The following is a 15,689-nucleotide window of genomic DNA, read 5'->3' as shown; positions in this document are numbered from 1 at the left end:
ACAAAGGGCGCCACGGGGCGCCCTTTTGCATTCCAATTCTGCTGAACGCCTTAGGCGTCCATCTTGGCGCCCGACACCACGGCGTGCAGGTCGATCAGCCCGACCATGCGGCTGTCATGGGTCACGATGCCGTTGAGCAATTCGGTGTCGATGGAATTGCCTTCGGGCACATTGTGGATGTCGTCGCGCGAAACGGTCAGGATATCGCTCACCGCATCGACCAGGATGCCGACCCATTTGTCGCCCACGCTCATCACCACCACGACATGGTTCTTGGTGGGCGAAGTCTGGCCATCGCCGAAGCGGGCGCGCAGATCGAAGATCGGCACGATCGTGCCGCGCAGATTGATCACGCCGCGCACGAATTCGCGGGTATTGGGCAGGGGCGTCGCCCCGTTCCAGGCGCGGATTTCCCGTACCGTGGTGATTTCAACCCCATAGGTCTGCTCGCCGATCGAAAAGGCGATCAATTGCAGGCTATTGTGGGCGGCCAGGGTCTTGTCGCCGATATCGTCTCGAAGCCCGAGCGCTTCCATGGTTTTTGCCTTTCTGCCGTCCTTCTGGATGGCTACGCAGTACTGACAGTTTTCCGGGCAGCCTAGGCTGCGGTTTTATGCATCAACGTGGTCTTGAGCCCCTGCACGTCCACGATGAGAGCGACATTGCCGTCGCCCAGGATCGTGCCGCCGGCAATGCCTTCGACCCGTTCGAAATTCTCTTCCAGCGATTTGATCACGACTTGCTGCTGGCCGATAATGTCATCGACGATCAGGGCCACCTTGTGGCTGCCCTCGGCCTCGCACAGCACGACGAAGCGGTTATCCGCCTCGGTCTGGGTGTTGAGGGCAAAGCGTTCGGCCAGGTCAATGACCTGCACATATTCGCCCCGCACCTGCAGCACCTTGCCACCGCTCGGCACCCGCTCGAAAGCGGCGCGCGAGCACTGAATGGTTTCTACGATCGAGGAGAGCGGCACCACGTATGGCGAGTCGCCGACCTTGACCAGCATCACATCGAGCACCGCCAGGGTCAGCGGCAGGCGCAGCGTCATGCGCGTGCCCTTGCCGGTCCAGGAGCGGACATGCACCGAGCCGCCAATCTTTTTGATATTGCTCAGCACCACATCCATGCCGACGCCGCGGCCGGAAATGTCGCTGACTTCGCTGGCCGTCGAAAAGCCCGGCGCAAAGATCAGCTGGTCGATCTGCTCGTCGCTCGGATTGACGTCCGGCGCCACGATGCCCTTGTCGCGCGCCACCTGCAGCACGCGCTCGCGATTGATGCCGCCGCCATCGTCCTCGACGATGATCAGGATATTGCCGCCGGCCTGCTCGGCGCTCAGCCGGATTGTGCCGATTTCGCCCTTGCCACGCGCCGAGCGCTTGTCCGGCGTCTCGATGCCATGGTCGGCCGAATTGCGCACCATATGGGTCAGCGGATCGCTGAGCTGCTCGATCACCGTCTTGTCGATTTCGGTGTTCTCGCCAATGGTCTCGAGCTTGATCTTCTTGCCCGTCTTCTGCGCCAGCTCGCGCACCAGGCGCGGCATGCGCGAAAATACCGATTTGACGGGCTGGGCGCGGATCGCCATCACCGAATCCTGCAGACCGCGCGTGGTCTGGGCCAGAACCTCGAGCCCGCGCACCAATTCGGTATAGCGGGCACGCAGCGTCTCATCCATCTGCTGGGTCAGCATGGATTGGGTGATGACCAATTCGCCCACCATATTGACCACGCGATCGACCTTATCGAGATCGACGCGGATCGACTGCACGCCAACGCTGCGCGCGCCAGTATCGTCGGGATCGGCAGCCACGGTCGCCGCTGGCTTGAGCGCTTCGGGCGCCCGCCGCGCCACCACCGGCGCACTCGGCTTGATCGTTTCAGCCAGCGCGGCAAAACTGAGCGTCGACGTCTCCTCTACCAGTTCCGGCGCCGCAACCGGCTCGGCAGCGGCCGGGCTCTCCAGCGCGAAATCGAGCAAGGCTTCGACCTCGTCATCGGCCAGCGCCAGGAGATCGGAAAGACCCGGCTCGGGTGCCGTTATCGGCGCCGTGTCGGCCAGATCGAACGCAATATCGGCGCCCAGCTGCACCACTGAAATATCGCAGTCGCCCTCGACGAATTCGAACACTTCGCGGATCATCGCTTCGGTGAGCGCTGGCGAGATCAGGGTGATCTCCCACGAGCAATAGACGGCAAACGGCTCAAAATCCGACAGCGGCGGAATGTCGCCGACAATGGCGCGCACGCTCATTTCGCCCAAAGCCGCCAATTCACGGAACAGCAGCAGTGGATCATTGGCCCGCGCATAAAGCGCCTGATGCGGCCTGAAATTGATTTCCCAATGCCCGGGCTCGGGAGCCATTGGCGGCGCGTCGAACGCGTCGCTCGCTAGCTCCTCGTCAGCAGCGTCGAAATTGACCATGACTGGGGTAAATTCGATGTCGAAATCGTCGATCGGCTCGCCGCCCTCGTCATCCTCGGAAGCCACATCGCCCCGCGCCAGCGCATCGAACCGCGCCTTTTCGTCCATGCCGTAGTCGGCCGGCAGCACGTCCCCGGTCTGCACCGCCTTGACGTGATCGGCCACGATATCATTGGCGCGGATACACAGCGTGACGACGTCGTCGCTCATCTCGATGCGGCCGTCGCGCACATAGTCGAGCAGCGTTTCATAGGCATGGGCAAAGCCCACCAGCGCCGAAAAGCCGAAGGCCCCGGCTCCGCCCTTGATCGAATGGATGGCGCGGAACACGGCATTGAGCCGGTCGGCATCGCGCTCGCCTGCTTCGATGGCGGCGAATTGTTCCTCGAGCTCGGTCAGCAGCTCGGAACACTCGTCAAAATAGGTGGCCTTGAAGTCGTCGAGATCGCTCATCTGCGCTTATTCAACCCTTCTGGGTTCTCGGCTTATAAAAACTAGTGGACGACGCGATGGATGACGCTGATCAGCTTTTCGGGGTCGAACGGCTTGACGATCCAGCCCGTGCCGCCGGCGGCCTTGCCCTGGTCGCGCTTGTCCTGGCTGGTTTCGGTGGTCAGGATCAGGATGGGCAGGCTCTGGTGCTGGCCGGTGGCCCGCACATGGCGGATGAATTCAATGCCATCCATCACCGGCATGTTGATATCGGTGATGATGACGTCGAAATCCTGGGTCTTGAGCAGGTCGAGCCCCTGCTTGCCATCCTCGGCCTGCAGCACCTCGAAGCCCGCATTGCTGAGGGTGTGGTGCAGCATGGCCAAAATCGTGCGCGAATCGTCGACCGTCAGAACCCGCAAAGCCGTCATTATCTCATCATCCCCTTGAACTGGGCCCCGAGGCCCAGGCGCTCGATCGCTGCGGTCATGGCCGCGCTCGGCTGCAAAATGGTAAAATCGAAATTGTTGCGCTGGGCGGTCCCGGCGGCGCTGATCAGCATGAAGAGGGCATTGGTCGATACCCGCTGCACCCCGTCGGCTGCGACAGAAACGGAGCCATCCTCCACGGCATCGAGCAGCCCGTCCCGGATCGCATCAAGCGAGTCCAGGTCCACGACCGCAGGCAAAGCGACGGTTTTCTTGGCCTTGCTGACCATGATGATTGACTGCCCCCGGAGTACTTCTCCGATGCGCAGTCTCCCTTGGAACGGTTTAAGAAGTGCTAAGCGGATCAACGGTTCCCGCGCGTTTCTGGCGTAATGCGGCATTGATGCCCTTGCCGGATGGGTCGGGAGGGGGATAACCCATCGGGTAAACCTGTTCTGGAACTGCCATGACCACCAATATCGCCCTCACCGGGCTGGCCCGCGACCTCGCCGCCCGCGCTGAAACTGGCAAGCCGATCCGCGTCGGCGTCATCGGCTCGGGCGAAATGGGCACCGACCTCGTCACCCAGATGAGCCTGATGGCTGGCATCGAAATGGCAGCGATTGCCACCCGCCGCCCCCATACGGCGCTGCACGCCATGACCATTGCCTATGGCGAGGATTCCAAGGGCAAGGTCGCCGACAGTCCCGCCCAGGCGACCGCCGCCATCGAAGCGGGCAAGATCGCCATCACCTCGGCCGAAACTCTGGTCACCACCCCCAATATCGATGTGGTCATCGACGCCACCGGCAAGCCGGGCGTCGCCGCCGATTACGACCTGCTCGCCATGGAACATGGCAAGCATCTGGTGATGATGAATGTGGAAGCCGACGTCACCATCGGCCCCTATCTCAAAGCCCAGGCCGACCGGCTCGGCGTCGTCTATTCCGTCGGCGCGGGGGATGAACCCAGCTCCTGCATGGAGCTGATCGAATTCGTTTCCGCGCTCGGCCTGCCCATCGTTGCCGCCGGCAAGGGCAAGAACAATCCGCTCAAGCACGACGCCGTGCCCGACGACTATCGGGAAGAAGCCGAGCGCCGCAATATGAACCCGCGCATGCTGGTCGAATTCGTCGATGGCTCCAAGACCATGGTCGAGATGTGCGCCATCGCCAATGCCACGGGCCTGGTCCCCGACGTGCCCGGCATGCACGGCCCCGCCGCGGACCGCGACGACATGGCCAAGGTGCTGATCCCCAAATCCGATGGCGGCATTCTCAACAAAATGGGCGTGGTGGATTTCACCGTCGGCAAGGGCGTTGCCCCCGGCGTATTCGTCATCGTCAAACCCGAGCATCCCCGCATCATCGAGCGCATGGATGACCTGCATATCGGGCACGGGCCCTATTACGCCTTCTTCCGCCCCTATCACCTGACCAGCCTTGAGGTCCCGCTCACCGCCGCGCGCATCATGTTGCAGGGCAAGCCCGACATGGTGCCCCTGCCCAATCCCGTCGCCGAAGTTTGCGCCGTTGCCAAGCGCGATCTGGCCGTGGGCGAGACCTATGATGCCATCGGGGAAACCTGCTACCGCTCCTTCACCATGACAGTGGGCGATGCCCGCGCCAAAAAGGCCGTCCCCGTCGGCCTGCTCGAAGGCGGCAAGGTCACCGCAGCCGTCAAGAAGGGCGAATTGCTCACCGCCGCCAACAGCCAGCCCGACACATCCACCCGCCTCTTCGCCCTGCGCCAATTGCAGGACAAGATGTTGGGCCTGATCTGATCCCGCCCGACTGGAGTATTCCGATGCGCCCTCTTGCCCTCGCCCCGCTCGCGCTTGCCCTGCTGGCCGCTCCCGCCTGGGCGCAGGTCGAGGAGCCCGTGCCCACCGACTGCACGAGCCTGTTCGATACTTTGGGCATGCTGACGCGCGGCCCCGACAGCCGCATCGAGGACACGGCGACCGGCTGCGTGGTCACCAATACCTATTTCGGCGCCTCCTATTCCCGCACGGCCATCGGCCAGATCACGCTGGAAGTTGACGACCTGTTCGGCGCCATTGCCGGCCATAGCCGCCCGGCCAAGCTGGAGCTGAGCGTCACCAATATCCGCGTCTCGCCCGAAATGGACGATAGCCCCCTGACCGCCTATATCCTGGAGACCCAGCAGGCCCCGTTCGACCTGCACCTGGCCTATTCCTGGGACGAAGCGAGCGGGGTTTTCAACCTCGACGATCTGAGCATGACCATGCCCGCGCTGGGCAGCCTCACGATCAAGGCCCGGCTCGCCGGCGTGAGCGACATCCCCGATGCGCCCGCCGAGCCCACCGATTACCTCCGCGGCAATGTCGAAAAGCTCAGCCTGACGCTCGACAATCGGGGCCTCTTCACCGCCTTCGCGGTCCCGGTCCTGGTGGGTAACCTGCCCTATGACGAGGACCCGCGCCCCGCCATCGCCGCCACGCAGAAAACCATCGTCGCGCTGATCGAGGCGCAGCCCGAGAGCCAGATCAACGCCAGCTCCAAAGCCGCATTGACCCGCTTCGTCAATGATTTCCCCAAGCCCAATGGCTTCTACCAGTTCGAGATCACCCCCATCGGCGCCCCGGTCTCGTTTGAAAGCTTGATCGCGCCCAATGACGACATGGTAGGGCTGCTGGAACTGCTCGCCAGATTCAACCTCAGCGCCGAATACCAGCCGGCGGCGGCTGAATAGGCCCCACCCACGGAGTCATCCCGCTTTCGCGGGTATGACCCGGTGGGTTGTCCTACCCCCGCAACACCACCTTGCCCTTGCGGCCCGGCTCGTCGCTGGCCTTCACCGCCTCGGCAATCTGCTCCAGGTCGAACACGCCATCGACCGGCAGGTCCAATTCACCCTTGGCCGCGAGTGTGACCAATTCGCCCAGCATGCGCCCGATATCGGCCGCCGGCAGATTGGGCTTCATGCCCCAGAAGCCGCGCACCTTCATCTGCCGGAACAGCAGCGAGCCCGGCGTAATCCGCAGCGGTCGCCCCGTCATGGCGCCAAAATTGACCAATTCGCTGCCGTCCGCCATCACCGAAAACAGCTGCTCGGGCCCGTCGCCACCCAGCGAATCCAGCCCGCGCACAATAGCTGCGCCGCCGGTAACCGCCTTGACCCGCTCCTGCCAATCTTCGTTCGCGGTGGACACCACAGTGTTCATGCCCAAAGCGCCAAGCTCGGCCACCGTCTCGTCGCGCCGCACCAGGCTCACCACATGGATACCCTGCTCGGCGGCAAACCGCGCCACCAGCTTCCCCACCGCGCCATTGCCGGCATTCTGCACCATCCATTGCCCGGGCTGGATGCCCAGATCGGCAATGATCATCTTGGCGCTGAGCGGCATCGACACCAGCTGGCAGGCCGTCTCATCACTCACCCCATCGGGCACCGGCACGACCCGCGCCGCTTCGACCAGATAATAGTCTGCCCAGGTCTGACTCGCCCCGCCGGCCACGCGCTGCCCGACCGCAAGGTTGCTCACACCCTCGCCCAGCGCCTCGACCACGCCGACAGCTTCCGTGCCGCCCACCCAAGGCAGCGGCGGCTTGACGCCATAAAGCCCCGCCACCGTCATCAGATCGTGGTTATGGATCGGGGACAGCGACATCCGCACCAGCGCCTGTCCGGCGCCCGGCACGGGTCTGTCCCGCTGCCCGACCTTGAGCACCTGCTCGGGCACGCCATATTTCTCGAACACCACGCTACGCATCTGATCAACCTTGTCTTTATCAAAGCCGCCAATTTAGGCCGCCAAACTGGCGCGACAATGGCACAGGCCAACATGCCACACCATTGCGGTCTCCAGCACGTGACTTGATCGCCGCCCGCACTTGGCATAAATCCTGACTAGTTTATTCAGGAATACGAGACCGCGATGTCCAGCCTCACCGATGCCCGCGCCCCGCAACGCGTCCGGCACGAAACCCGCATGCGCCTGCTCGAGGTGATCGATGTCACCGACATTACCCCGCTGATGCGCCGCATCACGCTTAAGGGCGACATGGCAGGCTTTGCCTCAGCCGGGCACGCCGACCACATCAAGGCTTTCTTCTTTCCCGAGGGCGTGGCGCCCATGCTGGCCCCGATCGGCCCGCGCGGTGCCGAATTCCCCGAGGGCATGCGGCCCGAAATGCGCGACTACACCCCGCGCTATTTCGACGTGGCCGCCGGCACGCTGGTGCTCGATTTCGTGCTGCATGGCGATGGCCCCGCCTCCAGTTGGGCCGCTAAAGTCGCGCTGGGCGACAAGCTGGTCATCGGCGGCCCACGCGGCTCGCTCGTCATTCCCGCCGCCTTCGACTGGTATCTGCTGGCCGGCGACGAAACCGCCCTTCCCGCCCTTGGCCGCCGCATCGAGGAACTGCCCGCCGGCGCCAAGATCGTCGCCGTCATCGAGGTCGATAGCCTCGCCGAAGAACAGCATTTCGAAACCGAGGCCGATCTCGTCCTGCATTACGTGCACCGCAACGGCCGGCCCGCCGGCACCACGAGCCTCATCCTTGACACTCTCCGCGAGATCGAATTTCCGCCCGGCGATGCCTATGCCTATATCGCCGGCGAAAGTTCGATGAGCAAAGCCGTGCGCATCCACCTCACCGAGCAACGCGGCTTCGATCCCGAATGGGTCAAGGCCGCCGGCTATTGGTTGCTCGGGGTGGCCGACGCCCACGAGGCGCATTGAGCGGGTACCCGCTACGCCAAGATCACCCGCTCGCACAGCACCATGATCGCCGCCCGCAAGCTCGCCTCGTCGCGATAACTCCGCCCGATTCCCGACGCCGCCGCGATCACCAGCCGGGCCAGGTCCCGCGGCTGCGCGATCCCCGCCTCGTCCAGCACGGCGGTGAACTTGTCCTCCACCGCCTGGTCGAGCGCCTGGTATTGTGCCGGCTGGCGCGCCTGTTCGGTGTAAATCTCCGCGGCATGGGGCGAGCCATCGAGCAAATGCAGCATCAAGCCATATTTATCCGCCAGCGCCCGCCCGATCCGCACCGCTGCCGGGCCCTCGCTCGCCAATCCCCCATCGATCGCCTGATGGATTTCCCCCGCCATGGTCTCGACCAGAGCGTTGAACACCGCGTCCTTGTCGGCAAACTGGGCATAGAGCGTCGGCTTGGCTACATGCGCTGCCCGCGCAATGGCCTCCATTGTCGTGCCGCGCAAGCCATTGCGCAGAAACAAATCCCGCGCCGCGACCAGCATGCGCTGGCGCTTTTCGGCCACGCGATCGGGCATGGGCAGATTCATTTTGCGGTCCACACTTGAACGAATTGAACGATTACCATATCTTTCGTTCAATTCTATTGGAGAAAATCAATGTCCGACCGCGTCCTTCTGACTGGCATATCCGGATTTCTGGGCGGCCATATCGCCATGCAATTGCTCGCCGCCGGCTATACGGTGCGCGGCAGCGTGCGCAGTCTAGACAAGGCCGACAAGGTGCGCCAGACGCTGCTGAAGGCCGGTGCTGATATCACCAGGCTCGAATTCGTCGCCCTCGACCTGCTGAAGGACGATGGCTGGGACGCGGCCATGGCCGATTGCCGCTATCTGCAACATACCGCCTCCCCCTTCGTGCTGCGCACCCCCAAAGACCCCGATGATCTGATCCGCCCCGCCGTCGAAGGCACGCGCCGCGCGATCACCGCCGCGCTCGCTGCCAATGTCGAGCGCATTGTGCTCACCTCCTCCATCGCCGCCATGCAATATGGTCACGCCAATTACGATCGCCTGCTGACCGAGGCCGATTGGACCAATCTCGATAGCCCGCAAACCCCCGCCTATCCGCGCTCCAAGACCCTGGCCGAGCGCGAGGCCTGGTCGTTGGTCGACGCCACCGGGCGGCACGATGACCTGGCCGTCATCAATCCCGCCGCCATCCTTGGCCCCCTGCTCGACGAAGATCCCGGCACCTCCGCCGTGATGGTGCAGCTCCTGCTCGACGGTAAATTGCCCGCCGTGCCGGCCATTTCCATCGCCATTGTCGATGTCCGCGACGTCGCCGCCCTCCACGTCGCCGCCATGACCGACCCGGCTGCCGGCGGCCAGCGCTGCGTCGCAGCCGTGGAAACCGTCTCCATGGCTCAACTCGGCCAATTGCTCAAACCCGCCTTCCCCAACCGCCGCATTCCAACCCGCACCCTGCCCGATTGGCTGGTGCGAATTGTCGGCCTCTTCAACCGCGACATCGGCGACAATGTCTCCGAACTGGGCAGTCCCAAGCGCTTCAACGCCCACCGCGCCCCCACCCGCCTCGGCCGCCCGCTGATCGGCGTACAGCAAGCCGCCATCGCCACCGGCAAAAGCCTGGTGGAGCACGGGCTGGTTTAGCCAAACCACCCCTTGCCCAAACCCCGAATATTGTCCTATCAACACGGGGTCGGAACGGGGCTGTAGCTCAGTTGGGAGAGCGCGTCGTTCGCAATGACGAGGTCAGCGGTTCGATCCCGCTCAGCTCCACCATTCCGGCCCTTGCAGCGCCACTGGTGCGCACTCAGCCCAGCCCTCCCCTTATCCCTGTTTGACCTCTGCCAGCAGCCAGTCGCGGAATGCGCGGACTTTGGGCTGGCGGATCGCGGCGGGTGGGTGGACCAGATAGAAGCTGGAGGGCGACTTGAGGGCGTGCGCGAAGGGGCGTACCAGCCGGCCGGCGGCGAGGTCGGCGGCGACCAGCATGGTTCGCCCCAACACTACCCCCTCCCCCTGTGCGGCAGATTCCATGGCAAAGGTGGCGGAGTCAAAGGCGATCCCGCCATGCGGGTCGACGCCCTCTACCCCTGCACTGCTGAGCCAACGCGCCCAATCGATCGGGAAGCTGTCATGGATCAGCGTGTGGTGCTTGAGATCATCCGGCGTGCGGAGCGGGTGCGGGCCCTCGAGCAGCTTTGGGCTGCATACGGGGAACACCTCCTCGCCGGTGAGAAATTCCGCCGTCAGGCCCGGATAATTGCCGCCACCATAACGGATGGCCACATCGATCCCGTCTCCCAGAAAATTGGTCAGCTTGCCGCTGGTTGAAACCCGCACATCGATATCGCCATGCGCGCGGTGAAAACGGTAGAGGCGCGGCACCAGCCACCGCCCGGCAAAGCCGTCCGAGGTGCTCACATTCAAGGTCGGGCTCGAATAGCGCGCCGTCGCCGCAGCGGTGGCGGCCGCCAATTGCTCCAGCGTCTCGCGCACGGCCCGCGCATAGGGCTCACCCACTGCCGTCAGGCTCACTGATCGCGTCCCGCGCTCGAAAAGCTGCACGCCCAGCTGGTCCTCCAGATTCTTGATCGCCCGGCTGATCGCGCCATGGGTGACATGCAGCTCATCCGCGGCCTTGGAAAAACTCAGCAGCCGCGCCGCCGCCTCAAAGCTCGGCAGGGCCGTGAGCAGCGGCAATTTCCGCGCCATGTACATCTCCTCAACCTGTGAGTTCTACTCACAGATTGTCGCCGATAACTCGTTTGTCGTCCAGGCCAGAAAGCGCCATTCTCTGGGTCGTAGCCAGTCATTCACCACCTTGCACCAGCAAACTGATGTGACTGTTGCTCTTGCTTACATCGGCCACAAGGCCATTTTTGAGATCAAAGGAGAGACGATCATGAGCACCAAACATGCATTTGCGTCCGTCACCCACGTCCTGGCCGGCATGAGCGGCCGTATCCGGGCTGCGCGCAGCCGGCGCCAGACCGAGCGGGTATTTGCCCGCTTTTCCAATCACGAACTCGCCGACATGGGCTTCGAACGCGATTGGGACGGCTCGGCCTATCGCCCCTCCGACTATCGCTGAGCCCCCAGTCCACGGCGCCCTCGGATCGCCGCAGGGCCGTGCCACACACCAAATGGAGAACGAATATGGCGACGATCCATCCCTTCCTCTGGTTCAACACCGACGCACAGCAGGCGCGTGATTTCTATCTTTCGGTGTTCAAGAACAGCAAGGCGCTGCACACCACCGAACTCACCGATTGGGTAGCGGGAACCAACCAGACGGTGCCTCACGCCACTTTCGATTTCGAGCTGGAAGGCCTGCATCTGACCGCGCTCAATGCCGGGCCGCAGCCGCCCTTCAACACCAGGCTCTCGCTTCACATCGAGACCCAGGACCAGGCCGAGACCGACTATTACTACCAGGCACTCACCGCCGGCGGTGGGCGCGAGCAACCCTGCGGCTGGCTCACCGACAAGTTCGGCGTCTATTGGCAGGTCATTCCCGAAGCTCTGCCGCGGCTCAGTTCCGATCCCGATCGCGCTAAAGCCGACCGGGTTCGCCAGGCCATGTACGGCATGCACAAGATCATCATCGCCGATCTCGAAGCCGCCTATGCCGGTCAGGCCTGATCCCCGAAATCCCCAATTTTGACAAGGAGCCTTCCATGGAAACGCTCGTGAACCAGACCATCATCATCGTCGGCGGCAGCTCGGGCATTGGCCTGGGCATTGCCCGGGCCGCGCTCGACAGCGGCGCCAATATCGTGATCACCGCCCGCTCGGCCGACAAACTGCAGGCCGCCCAACGCAGCCTCAATGGCGGCGACCGCGTCAAGGCCATTGCCGCCGACATGACGGCGGAAGCCGACATTGCCCGTCTGTTCGAGGAGGTCGGTGCTTTCGATCACCTCGTATCGACCGCCGGAACCTTGCCACCCGGCGATCCCATCGGCCAAACCGACATGGCGGGCATGCGCGCCTTTGTCGACAACAAGCTGATCGGCGCCATCATACTTGCCAAATACGCGGTGCAGGGCCTGCGCCCCGGCGGCTCCATCACCTTCACCTCGGGGATCAACAAGGATAAGCCACCTGTTCCCGGCGGCTCGGTAGTCTCCGCCATTGCCGGCTCCTTCAGCTATTTCGCCCGCGCCCTGGCGCTCGAGCTGGCGCCCACCCGGGTCAATGTCGTGTCGCCCGGCTGGGTCGATACCCCGATGTGGGACATCCTGGGCGACGCCAAAGCCGGATATTTCGCCGATATGGCCGCCCGCCTGCCGGCGCGAAAAATCCCCACTGCCGCAGACGTCGCCGCCGCCTATATCTACCTCATGCAAAGCAACGTCACGACGGGCGAAACCCTGCGCGTCGATGGCGGCCACAACCTGATTTAAACCCGGAGCCTTGGCGGGGCAGCCCTACTTCCCCGCCGCAAATCCCGCCAGCACCCGCACCCAGGCGCGAATGCCGCGGTGGAAGCTTTCGAGATCATATTTCTCGTTCGGCGAGTGGATCGCGTCGTCCACATGGGCGAAGCCGATCAGCAGGGTATCGAGGCCGAGAATCTTCTTGAAATCGCCTGCTACCGGAATTGAACCGCCTGCGCCGGTGATCACCGCCGGCTTGTCCCATTCGCCCGAGAGCGCCGTCAGCGCCTGCTGCAGATATTTGCCGTCGGCCGGCACGGTGATGGCCGGCGAGCCGCCATGCGGGGTGAATTTGACCGAGCAATCGGCGGGCACACGCTCCTCCACATGCTTGCGGAAGGCGGCGCGGATTTTGGCCGGGTCCATGTTCGAAACCAGGCGGAACGAAATCTTGGCGCTGGCCTTGGCAGGGATCACGGTCTTGAAGCCGTCCCCGGTATAGCCCCCGATCATGCCGTTGATTTCGCAGGTCGGCCGCGACCACAGCATTTCGAGCACGCTGCGGTTCTGTTCGCCTGCCTTGAGCGATAGGCCCGCCTCGCCCAGAAACGCCTTTTCGTCAAAACCCAGCCCGTCCCACTGCGCCCGCAATTCCGGGGAAATCTCGGCTACGTCGTCATAAAAGCCCGGCAGGGTCACGCTGCCGTCGGGGGCGCGGAGGCTCGCGATAATTTCGGCCAGTACCTGATTGGGATTGCGCGCCGCATTGCCGAACATGCCCGAATGCAGGTCCTTGTTGGCGCAGGTGATTTCTACCTCGTCGGCCACCAGCCCCCGCAGCATGGTGGTAATCGAGGGCGTCTGGCGGTCCCACATATCGGTGTCGCAAACCAGCGCGATGTCGGCAGCGCCCAGCTCGGCCTTGTTGGCCTCCATAAAGGGCGGCAGGTTCTTGCCGCCGCTTTCTTCCTCGCCTTCGAGCATGAGCGAGACCTGCACCGGCAGGCTGCCGGTCACCGCCTTCCAGGCGCGGCAGGCTTCGATAAAGGTCATCATCTGGCCCTTGTCGTCCGAAGCGCCGCGCGCCACGATGATCTTGCGGCCCTGGCCGTCGTCTTTCAACACCGGCTCGAACGGATCGGTATGCCAGAGGTTCAGCGGATCGACCGGCTGCACGTCATAATGGGCGTAAAACAGCACATGGGGGCCTTCGGTCGCCGGCCCATGTGCCACCACTACGGGATGCCCCGGCGTCGGCCGCGCGGCCGCGTCAAAGCCCAGCCCGCTCAATTCCCCCACGATCCAATCGGCCGCCCGCTGGCACTCGGCCGCAAAGGCCGGATCGGTGGAAATCGACTTGATGCGCAGCAGCGCCTTGAGCCGTTCCAGGCTCTCATCGAGCCCGGCATCCACCTGGGCGAGAACGGCGTCGAGGCTGGCTTGGCTGGTCATGGCAATATTCCGATCGAAAAGATTCGGGCGCGACCATGGCGCAGCCGCCCCGCTTCTGTCCACCCTCATCGCCGCTGCTGCTATTGTACTACTAATGCGCCCCGACTAGTTTGGCCTCCTGGCCCAGAACGGGTCTGGGAGACCTTTGCGGTGAAAGACAGCAATGCGAGCGTGGCGCGGCATTCGGGCGAATTGATCGCCGCCCTGTCCGGCCGCCGGCCCTCGCGCAATCTGCATTCCGATGTGATGTGGCGGCTGGGCCTCGCCATCGTCTCGGGCCGCTATGCCGAAGGCTCCATCCTGCCTGCCGACAGCGAATTGCTCGCCGAATTTGGCGTCTCCCGCACTGTGCTGCGCGAAGCGCTCAAGAGCCTTGCCGCCAAGGGCATGATCGAGGCCCGCGCCCGCATCGGCACCCGCGTGCTGCCGCGCGGCCGCTGGAACCTGTTCGATAGCGATGTGCTGGCCTGGCATTTCGAACTGGGCCCCGATGTCACCTTCCTGCGCAGTCTCTCCGAAGTGCGCATTGGCATCGAAATCGAGGCGGCGGCTCTGGCGGCCGAACGGCGCAACCCGGAACAGGCACAGGACCTGCTCGAGCTGGCTGACCAGATGGGCACCGCCGAAACGCCCGAGGAATTTGCCCGCTACGATCTGCAATTCCACCGCGCCGTGGCCTTGGTCTCGGCCAATCCCTTCATGGCCTCCATCTCGGCTTTGGTGGAACTGGCGCTGACCGCCTCCTTCACCATCAGCTCGCCTATCATGGTGCCCGGCGCACTCGAAGCCGCCGTCCGCTCGCATCGCCGCATTGCCCAGGCCATCGCCGCCGGCGCGCCGCAAGAGGCTCGCGACGCCATGAAGGCGGTGATCACCGAAGGCTTTACCCGCGCCGCCGAGCGACTGCAGACGCGCTAGGACCTAGGGCCAATCGACATTCACTCAGGCTGAGACGAAAATGACGGTTTTTGAGAACCGGAGCGCAGCGTACTTTGCGTACGTGAGCACCGGAAGCGCAGAAAACCGCCATTTGCAGGCCAGCATCAGCTGAATGTCGATTGGCCCTAGACCAGGTTGAACGCCACCCGGCCTAGCCCTGGCGCTTCGGCGCTGATCAGCTTGGCGGACACATCGGCTGGCCCGATCCGCGCGCCGGTAATCACCACTGTTCCCGCCGTCAGCGGCAGTCCGCGCGCTGCCGCGTGATCGGCCAGCCAGGCGAGCGCCGCCAGCACATTGTCCGTATCGGCATTGCCCGCCGTGGTCTTGGTCTCGATCCCGTCATAGGCCAGCGCCATGGCCTGCTGGCCGAATTCGGGCAGGCTCGAAGCCGGCACCGGCGGGCCGACGATCACCGCGCCGCTGCTCTGCAGATCGGCAATGCCTGCCAATTGCGGCACCGCCTTGCGATCCTTGTAACGGGTCGCCAGCACTTCGATGGCAACGTGAATGCTGCCCAGCGCCGCCTTGATATCCTCTGGCCCATAGCCGCCCGGCTTGCCCGGCAGGTCCTGGCCGATGGTCACCGCCACCTCGACCTCGATGCCGATCCCCGGCAGATCGGCCGCCTTGAGCGTCGCCCCCGATTGATAGACCCCCGACTTGAGGATCGGCGCGGCAAAGCACGGCCCATCAGCCGGCTTGGGCGTCACCTTCCAGGCCCCGACCGGGCCGAGCGCCGCAACGATCTCATTCTGCACCGCATAGGCCGCCTCGACACTGGCCGGCACCAAGGCCGGGTCCAGCGGATCGACCGCCACACCAGAACGGCGGGCAGCCAGCAGCAAGTCAGTCAATTCGGAAGCCATCAAAAATCCAGTCTAAGCTATGGTTTAAATCAACGTCGGGCATTCCAGC

The 15,689-nt window shown here is 63.9% G+C and carries 17 protein-coding genes and 1 tRNA gene; 9 read left to right on the top strand and 9 right to left on the bottom strand.

The window, feature by feature from the left end; genetic code table 11:
• Positions 1 to 50: 50 nt before the first annotated feature.
• From N8A98_RS10635 to N8A98_RS10620, 4 genes are all read right to left on the bottom strand, one after another.
• On the bottom strand, positions 51 to 536 hold the full coding sequence (locus tag N8A98_RS10635; protein WP_052153076.1) for a chemotaxis protein CheW: 486 nt from the start codon (positions 534 to 536) through the stop codon (positions 51 to 53).
• Positions 537 to 598: 62 nt separating this feature from the next.
• On the bottom strand, positions 599 to 2,881 hold the full coding sequence (locus tag N8A98_RS10630; RefSeq protein WP_262171231.1) for a chemotaxis protein CheA: 2,283 nt from the start codon (positions 2,879 to 2,881) through the stop codon (positions 599 to 601).
• Positions 2,882 to 2,922: 41 nt separating this feature from the next.
• A complete protein-coding gene (locus N8A98_RS10625; RefSeq protein WP_035097191.1) occupies positions 2,923 to 3,291 on the bottom strand; it encodes a response regulator in 369 nt (122 codons plus the stop codon).
• Positions 3,291 to 3,578, bottom strand: coding sequence for an STAS domain-containing protein (locus N8A98_RS10620; RefSeq protein WP_162740039.1), 288 nt, complete (start codon positions 3,576 to 3,578; stop codon positions 3,291 to 3,293). Before N8A98_RS10620 ends, N8A98_RS10625 begins: the two co-directional genes overlap by 1 nt.
• Before the next feature lie 176 nt (positions 3,579 to 3,754).
• On the opposite strand from N8A98_RS10620, the gene N8A98_RS10615 reads away from it, so the two are divergent.
• Positions 3,755 to 5,071: an NAD(P)H-dependent oxidoreductase gene (locus N8A98_RS10615; RefSeq protein WP_262171227.1), complete on the top strand. Its 1,317-nt coding sequence runs from the start codon at positions 3,755 to 3,757 to the stop codon at positions 5,069 to 5,071.
• Positions 5,072 to 5,094: 23 nt separating this feature from the next.
• Entirely contained in the window at positions 5,095 to 6,003 is a 909-nt protein-coding gene (locus N8A98_RS10610) for a hypothetical protein (protein WP_262171226.1), read from the top strand.
• Between the two features lie 52 nt (positions 6,004 to 6,055).
• On the opposite strand, the gene N8A98_RS10605 is transcribed toward N8A98_RS10610, so the two are convergent.
• Positions 6,056 to 7,024, bottom strand: a complete 969-nt coding sequence (locus N8A98_RS10605) for a zinc-binding dehydrogenase (protein ID WP_262171224.1) — start codon at positions 7,022 to 7,024, stop codon at positions 6,056 to 6,058.
• A 165-nt stretch (positions 7,025 to 7,189) separates the two neighbouring features.
• Between N8A98_RS10605 and N8A98_RS10600 the strand changes: the two genes are divergently transcribed.
• Entirely contained in the window at positions 7,190 to 7,996 is an 807-nt protein-coding gene (locus tag N8A98_RS10600) for a siderophore-interacting protein (protein ID WP_262171223.1), read from the top strand.
• Between the two features lie 11 nt (positions 7,997 to 8,007).
• Here N8A98_RS10600 and N8A98_RS10595 read toward each other — a convergent pair whose 3' ends face one another.
• Positions 8,008 to 8,562 carry a TetR/AcrR family transcriptional regulator gene (locus N8A98_RS10595; RefSeq protein WP_262171221.1) on the bottom strand — a complete coding sequence of 185 codons (555 nt, stop codon included), beginning with the start codon at positions 8,560 to 8,562 and terminating at the stop codon, positions 8,008 to 8,010.
• Positions 8,563 to 8,631: 69 nt separating this feature from the next.
• Between N8A98_RS10595 and N8A98_RS10590 the strand changes: the two genes are divergently transcribed.
• The gene (locus N8A98_RS10590) at positions 8,632 to 9,645 is read left to right on the top strand and encodes an SDR family oxidoreductase (protein WP_262171219.1); all 1,014 of its coding nucleotides are present in this window, start codon (positions 8,632 to 8,634) and stop codon (positions 9,643 to 9,645) included.
• Between the two features lie 56 nt (positions 9,646 to 9,701).
• Positions 9,702 to 9,777, top strand: a tRNA-Ala gene (locus N8A98_RS10585).
• A gap of 48 nt (positions 9,778 to 9,825) precedes the next feature.
• On the opposite strand, the gene N8A98_RS10580 is transcribed toward N8A98_RS10585, so the two are convergent.
• Entirely contained in the window at positions 9,826 to 10,713 is an 888-nt protein-coding gene (locus N8A98_RS10580) for a transcriptional regulator GcvA (RefSeq protein ID WP_113120034.1), read from the bottom strand.
• 190 nt (positions 10,714 to 10,903) lie between these two features.
• On the opposite strand from N8A98_RS10580, the gene N8A98_RS10575 reads away from it, so the two are divergent.
• The 3 genes from N8A98_RS10575 to N8A98_RS10565 all read left to right on the top strand — a co-directional run bounded on the left by N8A98_RS10575 (position 10,904) and on the right by N8A98_RS10565 (position 12,407).
• Positions 10,904 to 11,092 (top strand): YjiS-like domain-containing protein, encoded by a 189-nt coding sequence (locus N8A98_RS10575; RefSeq protein WP_113120035.1) that lies wholly within the window; start codon positions 10,904 to 10,906, stop codon positions 11,090 to 11,092.
• Between the two features lie 65 nt (positions 11,093 to 11,157).
• The gene (locus N8A98_RS10570; RefSeq protein ID WP_262171217.1) at positions 11,158 to 11,643 is read left to right on the top strand and encodes a VOC family protein; all 486 of its coding nucleotides are present in this window, start codon (positions 11,158 to 11,160) and stop codon (positions 11,641 to 11,643) included.
• Positions 11,644 to 11,678: 35 nt separating this feature from the next.
• Entirely contained in the window at positions 11,679 to 12,407 is a 729-nt protein-coding gene (locus N8A98_RS10565; RefSeq protein WP_262171216.1) for an SDR family oxidoreductase, read from the top strand.
• A 24-nt stretch (positions 12,408 to 12,431) separates the two neighbouring features.
• On the opposite strand, the gene N8A98_RS10560 is transcribed toward N8A98_RS10565, so the two are convergent.
• A complete protein-coding gene (locus N8A98_RS10560; RefSeq protein ID WP_262171214.1) occupies positions 12,432 to 13,832 on the bottom strand; it encodes a M20/M25/M40 family metallo-hydrolase in 1,401 nt (466 codons plus the stop codon).
• 150 nt (positions 13,833 to 13,982) lie between these two features.
• Here N8A98_RS10560 and N8A98_RS10555 point away from each other — a divergent pair, with 150 nt between their 5' ends.
• Positions 13,983 to 14,750 carry a FadR/GntR family transcriptional regulator gene (locus tag N8A98_RS10555; protein WP_262171212.1) on the top strand — a complete coding sequence of 256 codons (768 nt, stop codon included), beginning with the start codon at positions 13,983 to 13,985 and terminating at the stop codon, positions 14,748 to 14,750.
• Between the two features lie 146 nt (positions 14,751 to 14,896).
• Here N8A98_RS10555 and N8A98_RS10550 read toward each other — a convergent pair whose 3' ends face one another.
• The gene (locus N8A98_RS10550; protein WP_262171211.1) at positions 14,897 to 15,640 is read right to left on the bottom strand and encodes a 2-keto-4-pentenoate hydratase; all 744 of its coding nucleotides are present in this window, start codon (positions 15,638 to 15,640) and stop codon (positions 14,897 to 14,899) included.
• Between the last annotated feature and the right edge of the window lie 49 nt (positions 15,641 to 15,689).

Origin of the sequence: Devosia neptuniae (assembly GCF_025452235.1) — a bacterium.
Classification (GTDB): domain Bacteria; phylum Pseudomonadota; class Alphaproteobacteria; order Rhizobiales; family Devosiaceae; genus Devosia.
Note: the sequence above shows the minus strand (reverse complement) of the source record. Positions and strands in the feature narration are given on the sequence as shown.